The 22,364-nt window shown below is 36.0% G+C and carries 18 protein-coding genes and 1 pseudogene; 14 read left to right on the top strand and 5 right to left on the bottom strand.

What is annotated here, in order from left to right; genetic code table 11:
• Positions 1-65: 65 nt before the first annotated feature.
• The 4 genes from ACLKL2_RS06810 to ACLKL2_RS06795 form a co-directional block, all read right to left on the bottom strand.
• The gene (locus ACLKL2_RS06810) at positions 66-1,211 is read right to left on the bottom strand and encodes a hypothetical protein (RefSeq protein WP_413693838.1); all 1,146 of its coding nucleotides are present in this window, start codon (positions 1,209-1,211) and stop codon (positions 66-68) included.
• Positions 1,212-1,849: 638 nt separating this feature from the next.
• Complete coding sequence (locus ACLKL2_RS06805) at positions 1,850-2,884, bottom strand: IS110 family transposase (RefSeq protein WP_413693837.1); 1,035 nt, start codon at positions 2,882-2,884, stop codon at positions 1,850-1,852.
• Between the two features lie 111 nt (positions 2,885-2,995).
• Positions 2,996-4,390, bottom strand: coding sequence for a DEAD/DEAH box helicase (locus ACLKL2_RS06800; RefSeq protein WP_413693836.1), 1,395 nt, complete (start codon positions 4,388-4,390; stop codon positions 2,996-2,998).
• Positions 4,384-4,953 (bottom strand): hypothetical protein, encoded by a 570-nt coding sequence (locus ACLKL2_RS06795; RefSeq protein WP_413693835.1) that lies wholly within the window; start codon positions 4,951-4,953, stop codon positions 4,384-4,386. Before ACLKL2_RS06795 ends, ACLKL2_RS06800 begins: the two co-directional genes overlap by 7 nt.
• Positions 4,954-5,108: 155 nt before the next feature.
• Here ACLKL2_RS06795 and ACLKL2_RS06790 point away from each other — a divergent pair, with 155 nt between their 5' ends.
• Entirely contained in the window at positions 5,109-5,303 is a 195-nt protein-coding gene (locus ACLKL2_RS06790; protein WP_413693834.1) for a helix-turn-helix domain-containing protein, read from the top strand.
• 94 nt (positions 5,304-5,397) lie between these two features.
• Here ACLKL2_RS06790 and ACLKL2_RS06785 read toward each other — a convergent pair whose 3' ends face one another.
• Positions 5,398-5,610: a DUF3892 domain-containing protein gene (locus ACLKL2_RS06785; protein WP_413693833.1), complete on the bottom strand. Its 213-nt coding sequence runs from the start codon at positions 5,608-5,610 to the stop codon at positions 5,398-5,400.
• A 264-nt stretch (positions 5,611-5,874) separates the two neighbouring features.
• Here ACLKL2_RS06785 and ACLKL2_RS06780 point away from each other — a divergent pair, with 264 nt between their 5' ends.
• The 13 genes and pseudogenes from ACLKL2_RS06780 (at position 5,875) to ACLKL2_RS06720 (ending at position 21,769) form a co-directional block, all read left to right on the top strand.
• On the top strand, positions 5,875-7,503 hold the full coding sequence (locus ACLKL2_RS06780; RefSeq protein ID WP_413693832.1) for a type I restriction-modification system subunit M: 1,629 nt from the start codon (positions 5,875-5,877) through the stop codon (positions 7,501-7,503).
• Positions 7,493-8,446: a restriction endonuclease subunit S gene (locus ACLKL2_RS06775; protein ID WP_413693831.1), complete on the top strand. Its 954-nt coding sequence runs from the start codon at positions 7,493-7,495 to the stop codon at positions 8,444-8,446. Before ACLKL2_RS06780 ends, ACLKL2_RS06775 begins: the two co-directional genes overlap by 11 nt.
• Before the next feature lie 26 nt (positions 8,447-8,472).
• Positions 8,473-8,949: a hypothetical protein gene (locus ACLKL2_RS06770; protein WP_413693829.1), complete on the top strand. Its 477-nt coding sequence runs from the start codon at positions 8,473-8,475 to the stop codon at positions 8,947-8,949.
• Position 8,950: 1 nt separating this feature from the next.
• Complete coding sequence (locus ACLKL2_RS06765) at positions 8,951-11,623, top strand: hypothetical protein (protein WP_413693828.1); 2,673 nt, start codon at positions 8,951-8,953, stop codon at positions 11,621-11,623.
• A gap of 20 nt (positions 11,624-11,643) precedes the next feature.
• A complete protein-coding gene (locus ACLKL2_RS06760) occupies positions 11,644-12,474 on the top strand; it encodes a hypothetical protein (RefSeq protein ID WP_413693827.1) in 831 nt (276 codons plus the stop codon).
• Between the two features lie 18 nt (positions 12,475-12,492).
• A pseudogene (locus ACLKL2_RS06755) lies at positions 12,493-15,846 on the top strand (type I restriction endonuclease subunit R).
• 23 nt (positions 15,847-15,869) lie between these two features.
• Positions 15,870-16,556 (top strand): HNH endonuclease, encoded by a 687-nt coding sequence (locus ACLKL2_RS06750; RefSeq protein WP_413693826.1) that lies wholly within the window; start codon positions 15,870-15,872, stop codon positions 16,554-16,556.
• Between the two features lie 415 nt (positions 16,557-16,971).
• A complete protein-coding gene (locus ACLKL2_RS06745; protein ID WP_413693825.1) occupies positions 16,972-17,973 on the top strand; it encodes a TniQ family protein in 1,002 nt (333 codons plus the stop codon).
• Positions 17,974-17,977: 4 nt separating this feature from the next.
• On the top strand, positions 17,978-18,529 hold the full coding sequence (locus tag ACLKL2_RS06740) for a hypothetical protein (protein WP_413693824.1): 552 nt from the start codon (positions 17,978-17,980) through the stop codon (positions 18,527-18,529).
• Positions 18,478-20,070 carry a type I-F CRISPR-associated protein Csy2 gene (locus ACLKL2_RS06735; RefSeq protein ID WP_413693823.1) on the top strand — a complete coding sequence of 531 codons (1,593 nt, stop codon included), beginning with the start codon at positions 18,478-18,480 and terminating at the stop codon, positions 20,068-20,070. The genes ACLKL2_RS06740 and ACLKL2_RS06735 overlap by 52 nt, the downstream gene beginning before the upstream one ends.
• A 14-nt stretch (positions 20,071-20,084) precedes the next feature.
• The gene (locus ACLKL2_RS06730) at positions 20,085-21,119 is read left to right on the top strand and encodes a type I-F CRISPR-associated protein Cas7f/Csy3 (RefSeq protein ID WP_413693822.1); all 1,035 of its coding nucleotides are present in this window, start codon (positions 20,085-20,087) and stop codon (positions 21,117-21,119) included.
• A gap of 118 nt (positions 21,120-21,237) precedes the next feature.
• Entirely contained in the window at positions 21,238-21,543 is a 306-nt protein-coding gene (locus ACLKL2_RS06725) for a type I-F CRISPR-associated endoribonuclease Cas6/Csy4 (protein ID WP_413693821.1), read from the top strand.
• On the top strand, positions 21,497-21,769 hold the full coding sequence (locus ACLKL2_RS06720; RefSeq protein ID WP_413694272.1) for a type I-F CRISPR-associated endoribonuclease Cas6/Csy4: 273 nt from the start codon (positions 21,497-21,499) through the stop codon (positions 21,767-21,769). Before ACLKL2_RS06725 ends, ACLKL2_RS06720 begins: the two co-directional genes overlap by 47 nt.
• Positions 21,770-22,364: the final 595 nt, after the last annotated feature.

Genomic DNA, 22,364 nt, shown 5'->3' with positions numbered 1-22,364 from the left:
CATATCGGAGGGTAGTATCTGTTTGTGAGTAACTGCCGAGCATATTACATATCAATAACCTATGCTCATTCTCGTATTCCCAGTCTTTGTTTTTTTGTTACTGAATTGTAAAAGTTATCCCAATACTGTTGCCTCCAATCATCAGTGTAGATCTGGGCTAGCGAGCTAACTACACCATCCCATGAAAACCAACTCTTGTATTTAGAAGGCTCTGGAAGTCGAGCTATAGACTCAAAGAAATTGATTGATTTGTACTTATGCTCATATTTAATTGGATAAAACTTAAATGACGATTTACCTTTAATAGCTCCTGTTTTACCCCATCCATGAATAGATCCATCTAGGGAAAGGTGGCTATTTCCATCACTATCGACTTCAGCCGCAAAAACCATACAGACACCAGTATGATTCTTTCCGTAATTACCCCAAACAGATGAATTACTGCATTCGCTCATAAAACATGCTGTAAACCAACCTGGGAACATCAACTGTTCCAGTTTTTGAACGTATAAACTAGTAAACGCAGTCGTAAATAGGCTGCGACTAAATTTTGACATGCCACTTGATAAAGCAAGAGCTAGATTACTTTGCTCGAATAAGAAGGTGTTTGAGTTCTGAAATGCACGTACTTTATCTTCTCCGTATTCAGCTTCTAACTTTTCAAGAGCAACAAAGTACCCATCATTGATTTTCTTCAGGGATGAAAAATCTATATTTTTAAATGAATTCTCTGGTACGGCAGATATTTCCTCTAGTCTTTCATAGATGCAATATAGTGCAAAGGGGTGAATAATCCTCAAGTAACATTGAAGCTCACTATTCTCAACTTTCCCTCTGTGAATAGATATCCCACTTATAAGGTTTTTGAGGTATTCTCCGCCAATAAACCTCTCAGAGATAACTGAAAACTCTACTTGGAAATTTTCGTGCAGATCGTCAACAGTCACACATGCATCGAAGTGTTCTTCTAAGTCAAAATCATCACCAATTATATTAAACTCAATGCTCCATTTCATCAGGCACAATAGGTAGTGATTAAAAAGGTTCGTCCATACAATTTCATCGCCTTGCCAGTAAATGTCCTTAAAGCCTTCCATGGGGTCATTAAGTAAGTGTGGTGGGGCAAAGAAGATAGATTGCCTTTCAAGCTCACTTCTTTCTCCGAAAAGGTTTTTTATGGATCGGAAACGATAAAAGGGAACGATTGACATGTGGAATTCCGTATATAGGTTAAATCAAAGAACCACCAATAATACTACTGATTGTAAATATGTAAATTAAAGCCTAACACTACTTTCAATGTATATGGTTCAACAAGAGAAATAGAATGATAGTAAAAGAAGGCAGAGGTGCAGGTATTTCATTTTGCTTTTTAATAATTAACTTTGGTTCTAAGTGTTGGGGAAGTTTGTGAACTAGCTTTCTAACTCGCTATGGGGGCGAAAGCGCCATAGCTGTAATATCATAAAACCAAGTGAATTTAGAATGATGCGAATGACCGCTATGGTGGCTTTTGAGACAGTCATATTTTAACTAAAACCTATAAACTCAAATTGAATTTTAGCTACTACACTCAGCGGAATTAATGATTTCCCTAACTCGTATATGGACTCCACCTGTTTTACAACGATTAATTTACATAAACATTTAAGATGCATTCGTATATACGGCTTTTTATTGAGAGAGCTACCCTCTAGCCTAAGATGTTTGCGCACCTATTATCCTCATCGCTTTGACAGTCTTTTATGACTTCCGAGATAGACAGGTTTTAATAGGTTGGTCTGACCGTTTATGCTTCATCATTGTTGTAAAATTGGGTAAAGCTATTTTATTGAGTTAACGTATTTTTTTATTCTGTCACTAATAACTGTTGTTGGTATTTAGTTTCATATCTTAAGATAGCCCAGGCTGTTCTGACCGTTTTATTTGCTAGTGCAATACAGGTCCTCCTAATGCCTAAGCGTTCTCTCAATTGTATTAACCACGCTTGTTTTAATGTTGTGGGCTCTTCAGGCAGTTTGGATATGTATGAAAGCGCTCCTTGGTATAGAGCACATCTCAATTCTTTAACACCCCCATTTTTAATAATCCCTGTCATATTGGTTTTACCTCCTGAACTATGTTGTTTTGGGGTAACACCAACAAAGGCGGCAGCTTGACGACCACTTGTAAATTGTTTTCCATCACCAATAGTTGAATACAGCATCCCAGAGCAGATTTCAGCAACACCTTCTAAATCCATCAAACTTTTACAAGGCTTTAACTGCCTCACTAATGTATTCTTTACTTTCTCTAGCTTAGTAAATTCAATTTTCAAGTGCAGATATTGTTCCCACAATTGACGTAAAGTAGAAATTAAACAGGCAGGAATTAAACTAGGCTCATCAATCGTATCTTGAACTGTTTTTTTTAATCCTAATGCCCCTCGTGAACTTGTAATGCCGTATTCATACAGCATTGCTCTAATATGATTGCCCAGTGAAGTGATGTTTCTAGAGAGAAATACTCGACTAGTTTCTAAAGATTGCAGTGATTGCTGTTCTTCATTTTTAGGTTTACTGTATTTTAAACCAATTTGTAAAGCTGCATTAGCAATTGCTAATGCGTCGTTAGCATCTGTTTTTTGGCCTTGAAGGAAACCTTTTACTTTTTTCGGACTAATTATTCTGACTTCATGACCAAATTGTTCGGCATATCTACCCCAATAATGACTACTACCGCAGCCTTCAATTGCAACGATTGACTGCTTGGCATTAGCGAGTAACTCTTTTAGCTTTTGTCGGTTAACGGCTTTATTCATAACCAATTCTCCGTGCTGGCTGATTTGGCAAACCTGAAGTACTGTTTTAGCTAGATCGATCCCGAAAATATTAGATTTAAGCATAATATGATCTCCTGATTAGTTACCGATACTCTACGCTACTTGTTAGAGTTGGTGGAGTCCACACATCGCTTTGGGGGCGAAAGCGACTTAGAAAAATAAGCTTTTATTCATCTAAATAGAAGTAAATGCTTCAATTAACTTTTCTCTGAATCCGCCAAAGTTTTTTAAATAAGCTGGAGGGGATGAGGTTCCATTTACAATTTGTGTATTACTACTTTTCTCTTGAAATGATAAATCATTGAGTGGTGTATTAACTGAAGTTGGTGAGTTGTCTAATAACGGTGTTGTTTTATAGGCATTTGCTGCTATATCAAAGCGGCTTGTGGCCTCATTGCTTCTAACTAACACGCATGCATCGGGTAACTCTTGCTCTATCCTGTTAGCAAAAATACTTAACTTTTCTTCAGCAAAGGTAAATAACCAAGCCTCTTGATTCATAGAATTATTAACCCTCAAAATTCTACCCAATACTTGTCGAAAATATAGTTCTGTTTTCACTCTGCTTAAGTGACAACAAACTTGAAGCCTAGGAATGTCTGTACCTTCTGATACCATTCCAACACTGACTATCCATTGCGTATTGCTACAACGAAAATATTTAATTTTATCCGATGAATTTTGTTCTTTATAAGTCACAATAACTGCGGTTTGTTGTAGTTTTTCTGTAAGTAACGTCAATATTTTTTGGGCGTGATCAACGGATGAAGCGACAATCAAACCACCTGCATCTGGATTTAATCTTCTTATCTCAGATAATTTATGGCAACCTTTTGCCAAAATATATTGAATGACAGCATCATGTGTAATTAAGTCTTGATAAGAAACGAGTGGTGCTTTTAAAAGAGCTTTTAATGATCTAAATATTCTAGTCTCTTGAGCTTGGGTTGTAACTGAGATCTCTTCGTTATCAATTAAAACAATTTTAGGGTTACGACAAACGCCATCATTAACGGCTTGCTGTAGAGAATAGATGTAATTACATTGAATTTTATTACCCGGATCGCTGTAAGTAGCTAATGTAATAGGGAGTAAGTCTGAGCGCCAAGGAGTACCTGTTAACGCTAATGTATATGAAGCATTATCTTGGATATTTTTAATGATGTCTTCACCCCACATATTTGTATCTTCGTTAGATGAACCAGCGCAATGGTGTATTTCATCAAAAACAACAAGCACACGATTATTTTTCAATAATTTCCAATAGTCATCATTAAAGAAGCGCATATTTTGGTACGTGTATGAGCAACCTATTGAACCAATTACACCATCAAAGTTACAGTTTAATCGCTTAGAAAATGTTCTTCTCATCCCATTTGAAATTTCAGTTGATGGGGAAAAGCAAATAACAAAGTCTATTTTATCTTTATCTATCAAATAAGCGGCTATTTCAGACGCGAGAACAGTTTTCCCTGCACCAGGTGTAGCTAAGCATAAAAAATGCTTATTAAGCTCCGAATAGTGCTTTCTTGCTTCTTGAAAGCATTCCTGCTGCCATTGCCTTAACATGCTGGCGTGCCAGTAGTTTCATAACCTAGCAAGTTTTGTAGTGCATGTACTTTTCCTAATAGCTTGACAGACCTTTGTTTAGCTTGAGATTGATGTATTTGTAATTTTTCTTGTAACTCAGGAAAACGAGATGATAGTCGTTTATATTCCTTAGCCTCTTCGAGTAAGGTGTTTAAGTCTATTTCATAGGTTAAAAGTTCTTTTTGTAACTCATCTTGGTAACTTAGTTTTTTTACTTCTTGTTGGCGCTGTTTACGTTGAATTAGCTTTTTAGCTTTATTTACCCTTTTTATTGGTACAAAAGTGGAGTTAAAAAATAACTCTGTTTTTGAATAAATAACTTTTCTAATTTTGTTATTTGGGTTGTCACTACGATTAATTAAGCCTTTTTCAATACCTCTGGTTAACTGGCGGTATATAAACTTTCTTGCTTCAACGGGATCTGTAAATTCAACGTGATGAGCTATTAGAGCCTCTTTAGCTTCAGATATAGTGAAATTATCCATTTGCTTAGTTACTAAAAGGGAATGTAAAAATACATTCATATCTACTTTATTGCTCATTGCACTGCCTCGGAAATAATCATAAACTTAGAATTCCTAAGTATACATGGCAATGTAAAAACTAGACAATCAGTTTTATATAAAACTCATAGAGATAATGTACTAGTGCAGGTTAAATCCTTTTTTACAGAGCGCCTTAAACAGGCCAGAAAAAAATGAAAATCAGTCAAAAAGATTTAGGCATTAATATAGGGATTGATCCAAGTTCAGCAAGTGGTCGCATGAATCACTATGAAACCGGTCGCCATATGCCAGACGTAGATACATTAAAAAAGATGGCTAAAGAATTAAATGTACCCGTTAATTATTTTTTTGTGAGTCTGAAGAGAGCGCTACGTTGGCATGTTTGATTGATAAACTCGATGATGAAGGAAAACGCAAGCTAATAGAGGCGTTAACGGGTAACAAGGATTAACAGGGAATCCTTTCCCACAAATCTGTCTCTTACTTATCTATATTATTATTTTTAGTTTTATCAGGGTTGGCTCTTATTGCTTTTTTACCACTCTTATTCGTTACGACATGATGATTTGGGTGTTGGCCGTTAATTGTCTCTTTAACTAATTGTGCACGAGTGACTATCCCTCTGCCACATATTGTATAGCTATTATTACTACCGTTCTTACTATCTGCATTACCACGAATATTTATAGCCATTTTGAACCTTTCAATAATTTTTATGTGATGTAGCGTATTAACAGTCAATATTAAACTGCTCATATATTGTACTAATCTTCAAGAAGTACTGCAATTTTGGCTGTTTTTATATACAGCTTGTAAATGTAAAATAGTCTCTCTTGCACATATTGTTCAATATGTGTTGATCCCCTTGATTTAAAAGTAAAAGTTTTATGAATAGTTCGGTATGATTATAGTTATTAAAGAGTAAGCTCTTTCAAGCGACATTTTAGGTATAAAATCATGGCAAAATCTCCCGCAAAAAAGACCCCCAAAAAAACACAAGTTGGTTTTGAAGAATCCCTTTGGGATGCCGCCAATAAATTGCGCGGCAGTGTTGAATCAGCCGAATACAAGCACATCGTATTAAGCCTTATCTTTCTTAAATTCATCAGTGATAAGTTTGAAGTGCGTAAAAATGTCATTGCCGCAGAGCATGGTGATCAATATATCGATATGGTAGCGTTTTACACCATGGAAAATATCTTTTATTTACCTGAAGACGCACGTTGGTCGTTTATTCAAATGAACGCCAAGCAAGATGATATCGCAGTAAAAATTGATTCAGCGTTACATGCCGTCGAAAAAAGCAATAAATCATTGGCGGGTGCGTTACCTGATAACTACTTTTCTCGTTTAGGGTTAGATGCCAGTAAACTCTCTGCACTAATCGATACCATTAACAATATCGACACAATCGCTAAAGAAAGTGCCGATAGCGCAGAAGAAGCTAAAAGCGAAGAAGATTTAGTCGGGCGTGTTTATGAGTACTTTTTAGGTAAATTTGCGGCATCAGAAGGTAAAGGCGGGGGCGAGTTCTATACGCCAAAATCCATTGTTACTTTAATAGCGGATATGATTGAACCCTTCTCAGGTAAAATTTATGACCCGTGTTGTGGCTCAGGCGGTATGTTTGTGCAATCGCTTAAATTTATTAATAGCCATAACGGCAATCAAAAAAATGTCTCTATTTACGGGCAAGAATATACCAACACTACCTATAAACTGGCGAAAATGAACCTCGCCGTACGGGGGATTTCGGGTAACTTAGGTGGCGTAGCAGGGGACAGCTTTTTTAAAGACCAACACCCTGATTTAAAAGCCGATTACATTATGGCAAACCCACCCTTTAACCAAAAACAGTGGCGTGCTGATAACGAATTAGTCGACGATGCACGTTGGGCGGGTTATCCAACACCACCAACAGGTAACGCCAACTATGCGTGGATCATGCACATGATTTCAAAACTTAGTGAACACGGCACCGCTGGTTTTGTATTAGCCAACGGCTCAATGAGTTCAAATACCAGTGGTGAAGGCGACATTCGTCAAAAAATCATCGAAAACGATTTAGTCGATTGTATGATCGCCTTACCGGAGCAACTGTTTTACACCACACAAATTCCTGTGTGTTTATGGTTTATCAGTAAAGATAAGCGTGGCAATGATGAAAAAGGGCTATTAAAACGCCGTGATCGTCAAGGTGAAACCTTATTTATTGATGCGCGTGAAATGGGCTCGATGGTTAACCGTACTTTAAAAGAACTCACCAACGACGATATTGCTAAAATCACCGAAACTTATCACATTTGGCGTGGCGAAGAATTAGCTACTGAAAAACAAAAAAGTGGCAAAGAGTACCAAGATATCGCGGGTTACTGTAAATCAGCAACCCTTGAGGATATGAAAGCCAATGACTATGTATTAACGCCAGGTCGTTATGTTGGTGCAGCTGAACTTGTTGATGATGGTATTCCCTTTGAAACCAAAATGACCGAACTCAGCCAAACCCTTTATAGCCAAATGAACCAAGCGCAAGAGCTTGATAAAGCGATCCGTAAAAACTTGGAGGCGCTGGGTTATGGGAAGTGATTGGAAAACAGTTGCCCTTGCTGATATATCAGAAAGGATTGGGGATGGTTTACATGGCACGCCAAAATACACGGAAGATGGAGGGTACTACTTTGTAAATGGTAATAATTTGGAAAGTGGAACCATCGTTTATAAAGATTCTACAAAGCGAGTAAGTTTTGATGAATATCAAAAGCACAAAAAAGAATTAGGTAATTCGACAGTATTAGTTTCTATAAATGGAACAATAGGTAATGTTGCGTTATATAACGGAGAAGAGGTTGTTCTTGGTAAGAGTGCCTGTTACATAAACCTGAAGGCAGGTATAAGTAAAGAGTTTATAAGATACATTTTGTCTGGTTATTTATTTCAAGAGTATATTCAAAGATGCTCTACTGGTAGCACAATAAAAAATGTGTCTTTGAAAATGATGCGTGACTTTACATTTCGTATTCCTGAATCTGAGAAAGAACAAAATAAAGCTGTTGAACTACTAAAGATTCTTGATCAAAAATTAAATCTCAATCAACAAACCAACCAAACCCTTGAAAAAATGGCGCAGACTTTGTTCAAAAGCTGGTTTGTGGATTTTGACCCTGTGTTTGATAACGCATTAGCTAGGGCTGATTTTAACCTAGAAAATCTCCCAAGTGCGTGGCCTGCGGCATTAGTACAACGTGCAACATCACGATTACAGGTGTTGCAAAATAACCCAACACTACAAGCCAAACTAACACAGCACCACCTAGCAGTGACTGAAAATAACATTGCACTGGCAGAAGCATCACAAGCAGAAAATACCCACCAACATTTCCCAAGTGAATTTGAATTAACCGACGAACCCTCAATCGGCATTAACGGCTGGATTCCTAAAAAATGGTTACTTAAAAATGTTGATGAGTTTTGTGATGTTAACCCCGAATCATGGACTAAAAAAATGCACCTGAAACTGTTCGATACGTAGATTTAGCAAATGCAAAAAATGGAACGGTGGGAGACGTTGTTAAATATGTATTCTTGGAAGCACCAAGTCGAGCTAGGAGAGTTTTACAGCCACACGACACAATTATTGGTGTAGTAAGGCCTGCAAATAGATCATTTGCATATATTAATGAATCAGGACTAACCGGGAGTACGGGCTTTGCTGTAGTCAGAGCAAAAAACAAAAACTATAGATCTTTTGCTTATTTATCTTTAACTAATGATGATTGTATACAAGAGTTTACTCGAATTGCCGATGGAGCCGCCTACCCTGCAATAAAGCCGGAAGATGTTGCTAAGGTCATTTGCATTTTTTCTGATTATATTATTCTTGAAAAATTTGAAAATATAGTAGGTGAATGGATGAATAAAATCGCTTCAAATGAACATCAATTATTACCATTAACCAAACTCCGCGACACGCTATTACCAAAGCTCATCTCAGGTGAATTACAGATCCCAGATGTTAAAGAGGCAAGTATTTAATATGGCAAAAGCAAAACAGTTAAGTAATCCGTTTTCTACTGGGAATGGAGGTGGTCGGTTTGAAGCTCAGATTCAAGCAAAATTTGTTACCTTAATGCTGACTGGAGGCTATGCTCCTTGTTTGCCTTGCTGGCCAATTGTAGAGCTTAAATTGCAGGGTATGGTAGATGATTATGCGACAGATGATTTAATCATATTTGTTGAAGATCCTGTGAGTAAGGAACGAAGGAAATTGTTAGGTCAGGTAAAGCACTCAATAGCGATTACTGCAGGCAGTGACACTTTTGCGGAGGTTATTAAAGCCGCATGGGGTGATTTTAATAACGTAGACTTGTTTAGTCAGGGTAAAGATATTATTGCTTTAATAACTGGCCCCATTAGTGCGACAGATTATCAAGGTGTGTGTTGGTTATTAGAGCAAGCTCGGCATACGAAAAATTCTGATGAATTTGTAACAAATGTTCAACGAGCAAAATTTAGCTCTAATAACGCACGAACTAAACTTGCAGTAATTCGAACACAATTAACCAAAGCAAATAACAATGTTGCTGTTAGTGATTTGCAACTTTATGAATTCCTTAAAAATTTCCACCTCCTTGGTTATGACTTAGCGAAGCCTGGCAGTATCATTTCATCATTGCTACAGTCTCATATTGGTCAATACAATAAGCAGATTCCGAATGAAATTTGGTCTCAAATAATAACAACAGTCCAATCCTATAATCAGAATGCTGGAACTATTACCCTAGAAAACTTGCCTAGTGAATTAGTTAAACATTTTAAGCTACCTGAATTAAGTCAAATTCCGGCCAATTTGCAGAATGAACAAGAAGAAAAAAATAGCAACAAAGAACTAATCGACTTTAACAGCTCTGATTACGCTACTTACTATTCAGTAGCTATGATGGTAGGTAGTTGGAGTGAGGCTGAAGAGTCTGATATCAATATATTAAAAGTATTAATAAATAGTGATTATTCTGTTTGGAAAATATCGTTGAGGGAAGCGCTACAGAATAATGACTGCCCGTTAGATTTCAGCAATGGTATTTGGAAGGTTGAAAATAGAGAGCTTTTATTTCAGCAACTGACACCTCGTATTTTTGATGAGAATTTAGAACGCTTTCAAGAGTTATCTTTAGCGGTCTTAAAAGATATCTCTACTGCTTTTGAACTTAAAGCAGAAGAACGATATGCCGCGAACATCTACAAAAAAGGCTTTAAATATTCACTTAACCTTAGGGCTGGTATTGTAGAAGGCCTAGCAATGATTAATAATCAATCTGAGTTGCTTGTAAATGTTAGTCCTCACAAAGCCGAATCTTTAGGTGTGTTAGTAATTAGGGGAATCTTTGAAAATGCAGATTGGCGTCTTTGGGCTGGCCTAAATGGATTACTGCCTGATTTATCTGAAATTGCTCCAGAGGCTTTTTTAACTGCATTAGAAAATACACTTATTTCCACTCCTGAAATATTTAAAGAGATATTTCATCAGGAGGATACTAGGGTATTTGGAACAAATTATTTAACTGGTTTATTATGGGCTTTAGAAGCATTAGCTTGGGATGAAAATTTACTTGTTCGTGTATCAATTGTTTTGGCTGAATTAGCTTCACTAGACCCTGGTGGGCGTTGGTCAAACCGCCCAATCAACTCTTTAACTGAGATTCTACTTAGTTGGAAACCCCAGACTACAGCTAACCTTAAAAAAAGAACCGTTGCTATTCAAACCATTTGTAATGAACAATCATTAGTTGGACGTCGCTTACTTGTTAGCTTATTACCAAATGAACACAGAACATCTACTCCAAATCATAAACCCAAATGGAGAAAGGTTCTTCCTGATGACTGGGAGAATAAGGGAGTAACTAAGCAAGAGTATTGGGAACAATCACTGTTTTGTGCCAACTTACTTATTAATTTAGCAGGCTCTGATATTGAGTCTCTTGCCGATATTGTTAGTCACTTTTCTAATTTACCTAAACAATCCCAAGAGAATTTTTTACATAAATGTTTAGTTTCTGCGGTAATAGAAGCTGATGAGACTGAGCGTTTATTACTTTGGAATAAACTAAATGCTTTAATCGCACGTCATAGAAAATTTTCAAATGCCAAGTGGTCTCTGTCAGAAGAAGTACTATTACCACTACAGCATTTAGCAAATAAACTTGCTCCCCAAAAAATTGAAAACTTGTATCTAAGTTTATTTTCTTATCGTCAGTCGTCTCAAATTGAACGTGATGAAGATGTAAGAAGTGAACGAAGGGACATTGCTATCAAAGAGTTATTAGAAGTAGGCGAGTTAGAGTTGGTTTTACGATTTTCTAATACTGTCGAAGACTCGGAAATTGTAGGGCAGACCCTAGCAAAAATTGGAGATTCTGAAATAGACTCCAATTTGTTACCTGATAATTTATTGAGCAAAGACAATAAAAACTGGCCGTTTATAAAAGCTTATATATGGGCTAGACAGGCTTTATGTGGTTGGGAATGGGTAGATAAGCTAGATCGTAGTACTTGGCATCGATCTCAAAATGTTACTTTTTTATTATGCTTGCCATTTAAAACAGAAACTTGGAAACGAGTAGAGAGCTGGCTGGGAGATAAACAAGAAAGTTATTGGAAAAACTCCGAAGCTAGGGCTTTTAGGGGGACGACGATGAAAACTTTGAATTAGCAATAAGTAAGCTAATTGAAGTGGGGCGATTTTCAGCAGCAATAAATTGCTATCAAGCACTTATCTATGGCAATGAGCATTTAATTAATGTAGAGCAAGCGAGTAAAGCATTACTCGGGGCTCTAACGGTCAAATCTGAACAAAATAGAGTTGAACAAAATACTGCGATTAAAATGATTGAATATCTTCAACAAACTTCTGCTACTGATATTAATGATCTTTTTCATATTGAGTGGGCTTATCTTCCTTTACTTGAAGATAATGATATTAATCCTTTAACATTAGAAAATAAGTTAGCGACAGAGCCAGCATTTTTTTGTGAGTTAATTCAGTTAATGTATCGTTCAACTAATGATGAAAGACAACCTGAAGCGACTGAGGCTCAGAGAAAATTAGCTTCAAATGCTTATAATTTATTGGGACAGTGGAAGCAAGTTCCTGGTACATCTAGTGATATTTTTGATAGTTCTCTTTTTAATTCTTGGTTGGATGAAGTCATAGAAATAACTCAAAAATCAGGCCACCTAGATATTGCTTTACTTGTTGTAGGCGAACAATTGATTTATTCGCCGAGTGATTCTAATGGGTTATGGATTAATTTAGATATTGCTAAAGTTTTGAATGATAAAAAGTATCCAACTATGAGGGATGGGTTTCGTACTGCTAAGTATAATGCTCGTGGTGTATATACTCGTGATTCTACGGGGAATTCTGAAATGAAAATTGCAAGTAGTTATAGAGAGCAAGCCGAACAAGTTGAAGAATATGGCTTTAACCGTATTGCTATCGCACTTAGAGAGTTGGCTGATAGTTATGATAGAGACGTCAAACAAACACGACTAAAAAGTTAATTTAAGAGTATTAATTGAATGAAATTCACTGAAGCCAAGTTAGAAGAAGCGATTATTGAGCTGTTAGGCGAGCAAGGTTACCCACACAATAAAGGTGGAGAGCATCCATTATTAGTTGATGGTGTGCGAGCTCAATCTGAAGTGTTAATTAAAGCGGATTTACGGGCTTTCTTAGCCAAGCGTTATGAAAGTGCGGGCATTACTGACGGTGAAATTGAATCGATTATTCGCAAACTAGAAACCCTGCCAGCCAGTGATTTATACGACAGTAATAAAACTTTTTGTAAGTGGTTGAGTGATGGGTTTTTATTAAAGCGTGAATCTGCTAGTACTGCGGGTAGTGCTTCTCAAAAAGATTTGTATATTCAACTGCTCGATTATGACAACGTCGAAACGTCAGTTAAACAATCATTATTGCCTGATATTGCTGATGCTGCGGTTGTTGATTCTGTAGTTGATCAAAAAACGTTAAAGGTAGCCGAAGATAATGTGGCTTACTTAGCGAATGCTAAAATAAACAAAGCAACGGATGATGACAATATTTATCGAGTCGTTAGTCAGTTAGAAATTGTTGGTGCAACGGGTGAAAAGCGGATTCCTGATGCGATTTTGTATATCAATGGATTGCCGCTCGTTGTGTTTGAGTTTAAAAGTGCAATACGCGAAAAAGCGCCAATATTTGAAGCCTTTGAACAGTTAACTATTCGTTATCGTCGTGATATTCCACAATTGTTTGTATTTAATACTTTGTGTGTGATTAGTGATGGCGTGAATAATAAAGTGGGGAACTTGTTTGCCCCTTATCAATTCTTTTACTCTTGGGGAAAAGTGACTGGCCAAGAGTTAGTTGCTGAAGATGGCATAAACTCGTTACATACTATGCTTCAAGGTTTGTTTGATAAAGCGCGTTTACGTGATGTGATGCGCCATTTTGTCTTTTTCCCTGATACGAGTAAAAAAGAGATAAAAATTGTACCGCGCTATCCACAATACTATGCGGCTAAGAAGCTCTTTGAAAATATCAAAGTGCATCAAAAACCATTAGGGGATGGTAAAGGGGGACTTACTTCGGTGCAACGGGCTGCGGTAAGAGCTATACCATGCAGTTTTTATCACGCTTGTTGATGAAAAGCGTCGACTTTAAAAGCCCAACGATTATTTTAATCACTGACCGAACCGATTTAGATGACCAGCTATCGCAACAATTTGGTAATGCTAAAACCTACATTGGTGATAATACTATTACCACGATCACTAGCCGTAGCCATTTACGTGAGTTATTAAAAGGTCGTAACAGTGGTGGTTTGTTTTTAACGACCATTCATAAATTTACTGAAGATGCTGAGCTATTAACGGATCGCTGTAATGTGATTTGTATTTCCGATGAAGCGCACCGTAGCCAAGTCAATTTAGATCAAAAAGTGACCGTGACAGAAAAGGGTGTTAAGAAAACCTTTGGCTTTGCAAAATACTTACACGACTCTTTACCTAATGCGACTTATGTTGGCTTTACCGGTACACCAGTTGATGCCACCTTAGATGTTTTTGGCCAGTGTTGTTGATTCTTATACCATGACTGAATCGGTAAAAGATGAAATTACAGTGCGTATTGTTTACGAAGGGCGCGCTGCAAAAGTGTGTTTGAACAATAATAAACTCAAAGAGATTGAACAGTATTATAAAGACTGTGAAGCCATTGGCAGTAACGAATTACAGATAGAAGAAAGCAAAAAAGCAACGGCTAATATGAATTCGATATTAGGCGACCCTGATCGCATTCGCGCGTTAGCTAAAGATTTTGTCGAGCATTATGAAAAACGTGTTGAAGAAGGCTCCACGGTTGCGGGTAAGGCTATGTTTGTGTGTAGCTCTCGTGGTATTGCTTATCAACTATACCAAGAACTAGAAACATTACGTCCCGCTTGGTTTGAAAAAATAGATACAGATAATGCCAATGAGTTATCTGATATTGAACGCAAGCGTGCGATAAGCGAAGGGCGTATTGCTGCACCTTCTGAACGGGTGAAAATGATCATGACCCGTGGTAAAGATGATGTGGAACGTCTGTATAACTTACTTGGTGGAAAAGACCAACGTAAAGCCTTAGATACACAGTTTAAAAATAAGAACTCAAACTTTAAAATCGCAATCGTGGTTGATATGTGGTTAACCGGTTTTGATGTGCCATTTTTAGATACCATGTATATCGATAAACCCATTCAAAAACACAGTTTAATTCAGACTATCTCCCGTGTTAACCGTCAGTTTCAAGGTAAAGATAAAGGCTTAGTAGTTGATTATATTGGTATTAAATCAGCTATGAATAAAGCATTGGCGCAATACTCTAAAACCGATGAAACCAATTTTGAAGATGTTGAAGCCTCTATTATTGAAGTTAAAAATCACCTCGCTTTGTTAAGAGATGCTTTCCATAAATTTGATTCTGCTCCGTACTTTACTGGCCAAGCAGTCGCACAGTTAAATTGTTTAAATCATGCCGCTGAATTTGTATTAACAACGGAAAAGCGTAGAAAACGTTTTATCGAGATAGTGAAACGCTTAAAAGCGGCTTATGACGTTTGTTGTGGTAGTGAAAAAATAAACGAAGATCAGCGTAATCATATCCACTTCTATTTAGCGATTCGATCTATTGTCTTTAAGCTCAGTACTGGCGAAGTGCCCGATGCTGCGCAGATGAATGCAAAAGTACGTGAAATGCTCTCTGAAGCATTACAAAGTGATGGCGTAGAAGAGATCTTTAAACTAGGCAATGAAAATGGTGGGGAGATTGATATTTTCAATGATGATTACATCGCTAAAATTGAAAAAATTAAACTACCCAATACCAAGATTAAGATATTACAACAGTTGTTGGCTAAAGCGATTGGCGAATTAAAGAAGGTAAACCAAGTACAAGGCACTGATTTCACCAAACGTTTTGAAGCATTAGTTGAACGCTATAACGAACGCAAAGAAGATGATGTGTTAGTGAGTGAAGTCTTAGAAGAGTTCTCTGACAGTATGGTTGACTTAATCTACGGTGTACGTGATGAAATGAATGCAGGCGATGAATTAGGCATTAATATAGAAGAGAAAGCCTTTTATGACGCATTAAAAACGCTAGCTGTTCGTTATGATTTTGATTATCCAGAAGACAAACTTATTGAACTTGCTAAAGCGGTGAAAGTGATTGTGGATAATAAAGCTAAATTTACAGACTGGAATCACCGTGATGACATTAAAGCAGCTTTAAAAGTAGAGTTGATTTTGGTGTTAGCTAAATTTGGTTATCCGCCAGTAAGTCGTGATGAAGTATACAAAGAAATTTTTGAGCAAGCTGAGGCGGTTAAGGCGAGAAGTGTGAGTGCTTAATAGCATTTCGAAAAGGAATATCGATGAGAGTACATGAAAAATATTTAAGGGCTATTGAAGATCATAATGATTGGCTTACTGTTTCTGAGTGGGCTGTAAAAGTAGCTGATATCTATCCTGATATTCTGAAAAAAGCTGAAGAGGATGCGCTTAATCAAAAAAATGATACAACTGGATTAAGAGAAATTGCTGCTCGGATTAGTTCAAGACTTTCGGCGGGTGGTTTTGCAAATATTGAAGTAGATATATCTGAGCGTCCTAAAAAAGCTCGTTATATTAGCCAAGAAGAACGAACAGATCATTTAGATCAAGATATTGAGGAAGACGTAGCCCCATTAAAGCGTCACGATATTATTAGACACCATATTGAATCTTTAACGACTCATGAGCTTTATAGAATTGATGAGCTAGAAGCTATTTCTAAACAAATAAAAACCTATTTCTCATTAGATTTTGAAGTTGATCATTCACAAGCACTATTAAATCCAGACTCACCAGGAAAACACCACCCAGATAATTTACAGTTATTATTAAAGAGTCACAACGGGAAGAAACATTCAAAAAACTGGGTTCGCTTTTCATTTGACGAACAAGTTGAATACATCACAACAGCTGTTAAGTTACAAGAAATAGTCGCTGCACGGTTGGATGTTAAATTAGAATCTTCAATTTTAGCTTTATTAATACAGCGCTTAAAAGATGTTTATTAATATAATCGAGGTGGCTATTTATTAAGTGCTTTTATTTTAAAAAGCGAAGCTGAACGCCAGTTAGTTGTATTGAAAATATACCGCGTAAAAGTTATTACTACAGGCCAAAAATAGTGGTACATGGTTATAAGTGCTTGCAATTTGAGTTTGATGGTTTACCTTTAACTTAGTATTTCTAAGTTTTGGAGGTGTTCATGGCTTTTTTATTTTCTCCCAAGGCTCGTCCATTCTGCGATGAATCACTAGAGAGTTACTTATTACGAATAGTTTCAGAAAATTTTTTGATTCTTATCAGGACCTTAGTCTTGCGATTAGAGAAGAGCTTCACGAGCTTGACTTTGAAGCCCATGGCGCTTTTCCTGTTGACCTAAAAAGACTAAATGTTTATCACGCTAAACATAATAGTCATTTTAGAATGCGGGCTATAAGCTTAATCGAAAAATTATTAGATTTACCTCCAACCGAATTGCAAAAACTTGCTCTCTTGAAATCTGATAGAAAATTTAATGACGCTGTGGCTGTATATCGTGATGGGGTAGATATCCCTTTATCATTTATTCGATATGATGGAGAAGATGGGAAAAGTAGTATCCCTGTTTGCCCTCATTGCTTAGCCGAAGAAGCTTATATAAAGCAAAGTTGGCATTTAAAATGGGTTAATGTTTGTACCAAGCATAATTGTTCTTTAATTTCTAAATGTCCTGAGTGCTCATCTTTAATTAATTATATTGAAAATGAATCAATTACTCATTGTTCATGTGGTTTTGAATTATCTAAAACAATAGTTTCTATTAAGTATGAAAAGGATGCTGAATTATTGAAACTGTTGCTGTCAGGTGAAGCGTCTGAACAACATTTATTATTTCAAACTAGCTCTCTCCATCAAAAATTTTCTACCTTACTTTGGTATCAAAAAAGATATTCTAAACAAGATATGTTTTGTTTAAGCTATGTTGTCGAATTCTTTGACCAATGGCCCACTAATATTTATGAAGAGCTCGACCATTTAACTGTAAATGCAGAAATTAAGTTAATCGATTTATTTAACCGAACCTCATTTAACTTTATTTATCGGGATCTCCTTACGTCATTACCCTATCAAGCTAACGATGCCCCTCATTTTATTCAAAGTACATTATTTGTGTATTTGAAAAACTTGGTAGAACTCAACCCTAAATCTAAAAAGGCCAATGTAGCCGATATGCTTGTCAGTATTTCTGAGACTGCTTTGTTATTAGGTACAACTTATGATCAGGTATATAGGTTATATCAAGATGGTATTTTACGTTCTGCTTTTAGGGCTAAGATGCATCAGCGTATTAACCCTCGCGTTGGTATTTTCTTCTTAAGAGAAGTGATTGAGTACAAGTCAAGTTTTGGGGAAAGATCTCCACGTATGTACCTATCAGTATGGTGAATGTATGCATTTAAGAGAATTGTTAATTATTGAGAGTGTTCCTGTCCGAAATAAAGCTTTTAAAAAAGCATTTAATGCCTATACAGAAGTCATTGATATTACTGGCTGTGAGTTAGAAACGTTAATTATTCTACTGAATTTAACTTATGCTAAAAAGTTTGTGGGTGACTTACTTGATAAGAAGCTTGCTAAGAAAATATTGAATGATTCACTTCATTTAGATATGTGCATTAATGAAGTGCAATGGTTGCATACGCATAACTTAAAATACCCTGATATTAGAGTTAGTTTGCAAAACTTAGTTGTTGCTTCGCCTGTTTTAAAAAGATCTGTTGTGAGTAGTGCTAACTATAAAAAATCCTTAGGGTGGTCGCATAATTCTGCACAAGTAAATAAGGCAAACTTATTTACTTGTTATTTCTCTTGGAAAGGGAGGTACAATCCCTTGCCACAATATTATCCATGTCATCTAAGGAGTGGAAAATTTGTTTTCAAGAGCTTGGCATGCCTGTTAAAGAATATAATAAAGTATGCAAGCAGGTTAATGAATATTTAAATGTAAAGTCTATTCCTAATAAGGTTGATAGGTATTCACCTCAAGTTAGAATTCCTTATCGTGATGGTTATTTAGCGGTTACTCCTGTGGTTAGTCATGTTATGCAAAGTGAGGTACAAAAGGCTGCATTACAAAGAAATGGAAAATATATTAATGTTGAATTTACGCGCCCAGCGAGTGTTAGTAGCTTAGTTTCTTCCCTTGGTGGTTTTGTTAATTTTTTTAATTATCCTCCGACCACACATAAAGCAGAACATGGTTTAACGCATTCTCGATCATCAAAATTGTTAAATGGAAATACAGTCTTTAACTTGAATGCAATCGTTGAAAGACGGTTTATTGATGCTTTAGAAGGCATTTTATTTAAGAACAATGCGCTAACATTAAAACAGCGTCGACAACAGAAATGTATCAATATTAAAGAAGTAAGAAAGGCATTATCTCGATGGTTAGCCCCTGTTTTGGAATGGCGCGAAGATATACTTGAACATCCAAGCTCGTTAAGTTTATTAGAAAATTGCAAAGAGACGTTAGAGTATCAAGTAATAACTGCTTCTAATGAACAACTACTTGAATTAGTTTTTCCATTATTTCGTTCATTGAATATTATGTTATCGAACTTGGTTAAGGTTCAAAAGTATGCTTTTAACCAACGGTTAATGGACGTTTTTAAGAATAGTTTAAAGTGGCTTTTAAATGGTATTGCAAAAGAAAGAGATCAAGCTTTACATGATGGTAATGAAGATAAGTTTCAACGATATTTATATTTAAAAGGGATTAGGGTTTTTGATGCTCAAGCTTTGTCAAACCCTTATTGCGCAGGTGTTCCATCATTAACAGCCGTGTGGGGAATGCTTCATCGATATCAAAGGCAATTGAATAAAATACTTGGAACTCAACTTAGATTTACTTCTTTTTCATGGTTTATTAAAAGTTTTTCTTATGTGGCAGGTAAAAAATTACCAGAGTTAGGAATGCAAGGAGTCAAAGGTAATGAGTTTAGAAGACCTGGTATTATTGATAATAAATATTGTGACTTACAATTTGATCTAGTCGTTCATATTGATGGTTGGGAGGATGACGTTATATGTTTGGATAGCAATTTAGATCTTTTAAGGTCGGCATTTCCTAATAACTTAGCTGGCGGTGTCATGCTTCAACCCGAATTAGATACTGTTAATAAATGGTGTGATTTATATAGTGACGAAGAGTTGTTATTTAAGCAACTTCGGAGGTTACCATTATCTGGTCGATGGGTGATGCCTACAAATTACCCCATTAATGATTTAAACGATCTTTTATTTTTACTAAAAACTAATTCTGAATTATCCCCAACTATGCTCGGTTTTCTTTTACTTGATAAACCTCAATCAAGAGGTAATTCACTTGAGCCTCTACATTGTTATGCTGAACCCGCATTAGGTATTGTCGAGTTTGTAAGTTCGATTGATATAAGGCTTCAAGGCCCCCAAAAGTACTTTAATAAATCTTTTTGGATGTTAGATGTTCAAGAAAGGTTTATGCTTATGAAAAGAATTTAAATTAAAGGTGCCTTATGGAAATATGTAATATATTAAAATATGACCGCTCATTATTTCCAGGAAAGGCTGTCTTTTTTTATAAAACCTCTGATTCTGATTTTGTCCCTCTTGAGGCTGAAGTTAGTCGGATTAGAGGGCCTAAAGCAGGTTTTACAGAAGCATTTAATCCTCAATTTAAACCTAAGAGCCTAGCACCCCAAGACTTAACTCATATTAATCTATTAACACTTGAAGAGTGTTATGTTCCTCCTAACGTTCAATTCCTTTATTGCCGGTTCTCTTTAAGAGTACAAGCTAATTCACTTGAACCATCTAGTTGTAGTGATCCTGCAGTGTTTTTATTGCTTAAAGAGTTTGCTCTTAAATTTAAAGATTGTGGTGGTTATAAAGAACTGGCGAATCGTTATTGTAAGAACCTTTTATTAGGCACGTGGTTGTGGCGAAACCAAAATACTGGTAATACACAAATAGAGATCAAAACAAGTTCAGGTAGTTCTTATATTATCAAAAACACTCGTCACCTTGCATGGGAAAGTACTTGGCAAGAAGCGGAACAAAAAGTATTAGATGAGTTAAGTCATGAAGTAGAGAAAGCTTTAATCGACCCTCGAATATATTGGAATGCTGATATAACCGCAAAAATAGAAACAGCTTTCTGCCAAGAAGTGTATCCAAGTCAAGTATTGGCTAATAAGGCTAACGAGGGGGAATCATCAAAATTATTCGTAAAAACAAAGTGTATCGACGGTCGTTATGCCGTTAGTTTCAACTCTGTAAAAATAGGTGCAGCTTTACAATTAATTGATGATTGGTGGGAAGGCAATGCTTTGAAAAGGCTACGTGTCCATGAGTATGGCGCTGATAAAGAATTAGGGATAACACGTCGCAATGCTGAATCTGAACTTAACTTTTATTCTTTACTTGCTAATTGTGAGTCGCACGTAGCTAATTTGAATGAATCACATACGAAAAAATCTTTTGATATCTCTCCTAATGTTTATTATCTGTTTTCTGTATTCATAAAAGGCGGAATGTTCCAAAAAAGCTGAATCGAAAAAGAAACCAGCACTTAAAAAGAAAGATTAATATGAAAAGATATTATTTTATGGTGCATTTTTACCTAAAGAAGCGAACTCTGCATTATTACTTGGTCGTTGTATTTCTATAATGCATGGTTTTATATGTAGACAAAATATCCAAGGTGTTGGAGTATCATTGCCTAGTTGGTCTAGCGATACAATTGGTAATACTATTGCTTTTATTCATTCAGATCCTGATGTTTTAAGCTTACTAAAACAACAGTCTTATTTTGTCGATATGTCTGATTGTGGTTTTTTTCAATTAGATCCTGTGACTTTAGTACCTGAGTGTTGTAAAGAGTATAAGTTTAAACGTAATCAAGCCATCGCTAAACGTTTTATAGGGGATCATAAAAAGGCGTTTAAAACGACATCAAAAGCGAGCAATAGCTAGGGGAGAAGAGTTTAAACCTAAAGTTAATCTTGAAGTTAAGGAGTTTGAACAATTTCATTGTATTTTAATGAGTAGTAATAGTAACCAACAAGAATTCATAATTCATATTCAAAGAGAAAATGTAGAAATACAAAATAAACCTTATTTTAGTCTATACGGGTTTGCAACAAATGAAAAGTTCAGTGGAACCGTACCAGACTTATCTTCTTTAATTACCGACATTTAACCCTTTATTTTACTGGTATTTTAACAGACTGATAATACTAGGATTTATTTGTCTTTATATATTTAAGGTAAATTAGTATTTGGTATATTAATAGCTTGATTTTTGTGAATGTTTTTTGATATTTTTATAGTGAACTGCCGTATAGGCAGCTGAAAATTGGGGCGGATTTAATAGCCAGGTTATCCAATTGTGAACTGCCGTATAGGCAGCTGAAAATTCAAAACAAGCCCATGATTGACATCAAAGAAAGTGAACTGCCGTATAGGCAGCTGAAAATATCGTCAAATGTCCGCAAGGGCTTATTTTAACGTGAACTGCCGTATAGGCAGCTGAAAATAAAAAAATCGTTTTGATGTTTATGTTAAGCAAAATCTGCCGGAAAGGTAGTTAAACACCTCTTATGTTGATAATGATATAAGAGGTGTTTTTGTATATTTTCTTAGAGAGAGGGGTTCTTGAATTTTGTAATAAAACTACATTTGGAATTTTACTATAATACCGATTGAATTTTTATGTCAGCTTATGGTTGTTTTTTATGTCATAGAATGGTGTTGTTATTCTGATAACCCCTTGTTATTTAGTTAGTGTTTATGTC

This window comes from Psychromonas sp. KJ10-2 (assembly GCF_047323255.1).
Lineage (GTDB): Bacteria > Pseudomonadota > Gammaproteobacteria > Enterobacterales > Psychromonadaceae > Psychromonas.
This window is presented reverse-complemented; position numbering and strand designations above follow the sequence as displayed.

Bases quoted from the DNA above. Each gene is read 5' to 3' on its own strand.
- ACLKL2_RS06810 (WP_413693838.1), bottom strand. From the start codon at position 1,211: ATGTCAATCGTTCCCTTTTATCGTTTCCGATCCATAAAAAACCTTTTC.
- ACLKL2_RS06805 (WP_413693837.1), bottom strand. From the start codon at position 2,884: ATGCTTAAATCTAATATTTTCGGGATCGATCTAGCTAAAACAGTACTT.
- ACLKL2_RS06800 (WP_413693836.1), bottom strand. From the start codon at position 4,390: ATGTTAAGGCAATGGCAGCAGGAATGCTTTCAAGAAGCAAGAAAGCAC.
- ACLKL2_RS06795 (WP_413693835.1), bottom strand. From the start codon at position 4,953: ATGAGCAATAAAGTAGATATGAATGTATTTTTACATTCCCTTTTAGTA.
- ACLKL2_RS06790 (WP_413693834.1), top strand. From the start codon at position 5,109: ATGAAAATCAGTCAAAAAGATTTAGGCATTAATATAGGGATTGATCCA.
- ACLKL2_RS06785 (WP_413693833.1), bottom strand. From the start codon at position 5,610: ATGGCTATAAATATTCGTGGTAATGCAGATAGTAAGAACGGTAGTAAT.
- ACLKL2_RS06780 (WP_413693832.1), top strand. From the start codon at position 5,875: ATGGCAAAATCTCCCGCAAAAAAGACCCCCAAAAAAACACAAGTTGGT.
- ACLKL2_RS06775 (WP_413693831.1), top strand. From the start codon at position 7,493: ATGGGAAGTGATTGGAAAACAGTTGCCCTTGCTGATATATCAGAAAGG.
- ACLKL2_RS06765 (WP_413693828.1), top strand. From the start codon at position 8,951: ATGGCAAAAGCAAAACAGTTAAGTAATCCGTTTTCTACTGGGAATGGA.
- ACLKL2_RS06750 (WP_413693826.1), top strand. From the start codon at position 15,870: ATGAGAGTACATGAAAAATATTTAAGGGCTATTGAAGATCATAATGAT.
- ACLKL2_RS06745 (WP_413693825.1), top strand. From the start codon at position 16,972: ATGCGGGCTATAAGCTTAATCGAAAAATTATTAGATTTACCTCCAACC.
- ACLKL2_RS06740 (WP_413693824.1), top strand. From the start codon at position 17,978: ATGCATTTAAGAGAATTGTTAATTATTGAGAGTGTTCCTGTCCGAAAT.
- ACLKL2_RS06735 (WP_413693823.1), top strand. From the start codon at position 18,478: ATGCCTGTTAAAGAATATAATAAAGTATGCAAGCAGGTTAATGAATAT.
- ACLKL2_RS06730 (WP_413693822.1), top strand. From the start codon at position 20,085: ATGGAAATATGTAATATATTAAAATATGACCGCTCATTATTTCCAGGA.
- ACLKL2_RS06725 (WP_413693821.1), top strand. From the start codon at position 21,238: ATGCATGGTTTTATATGTAGACAAAATATCCAAGGTGTTGGAGTATCA.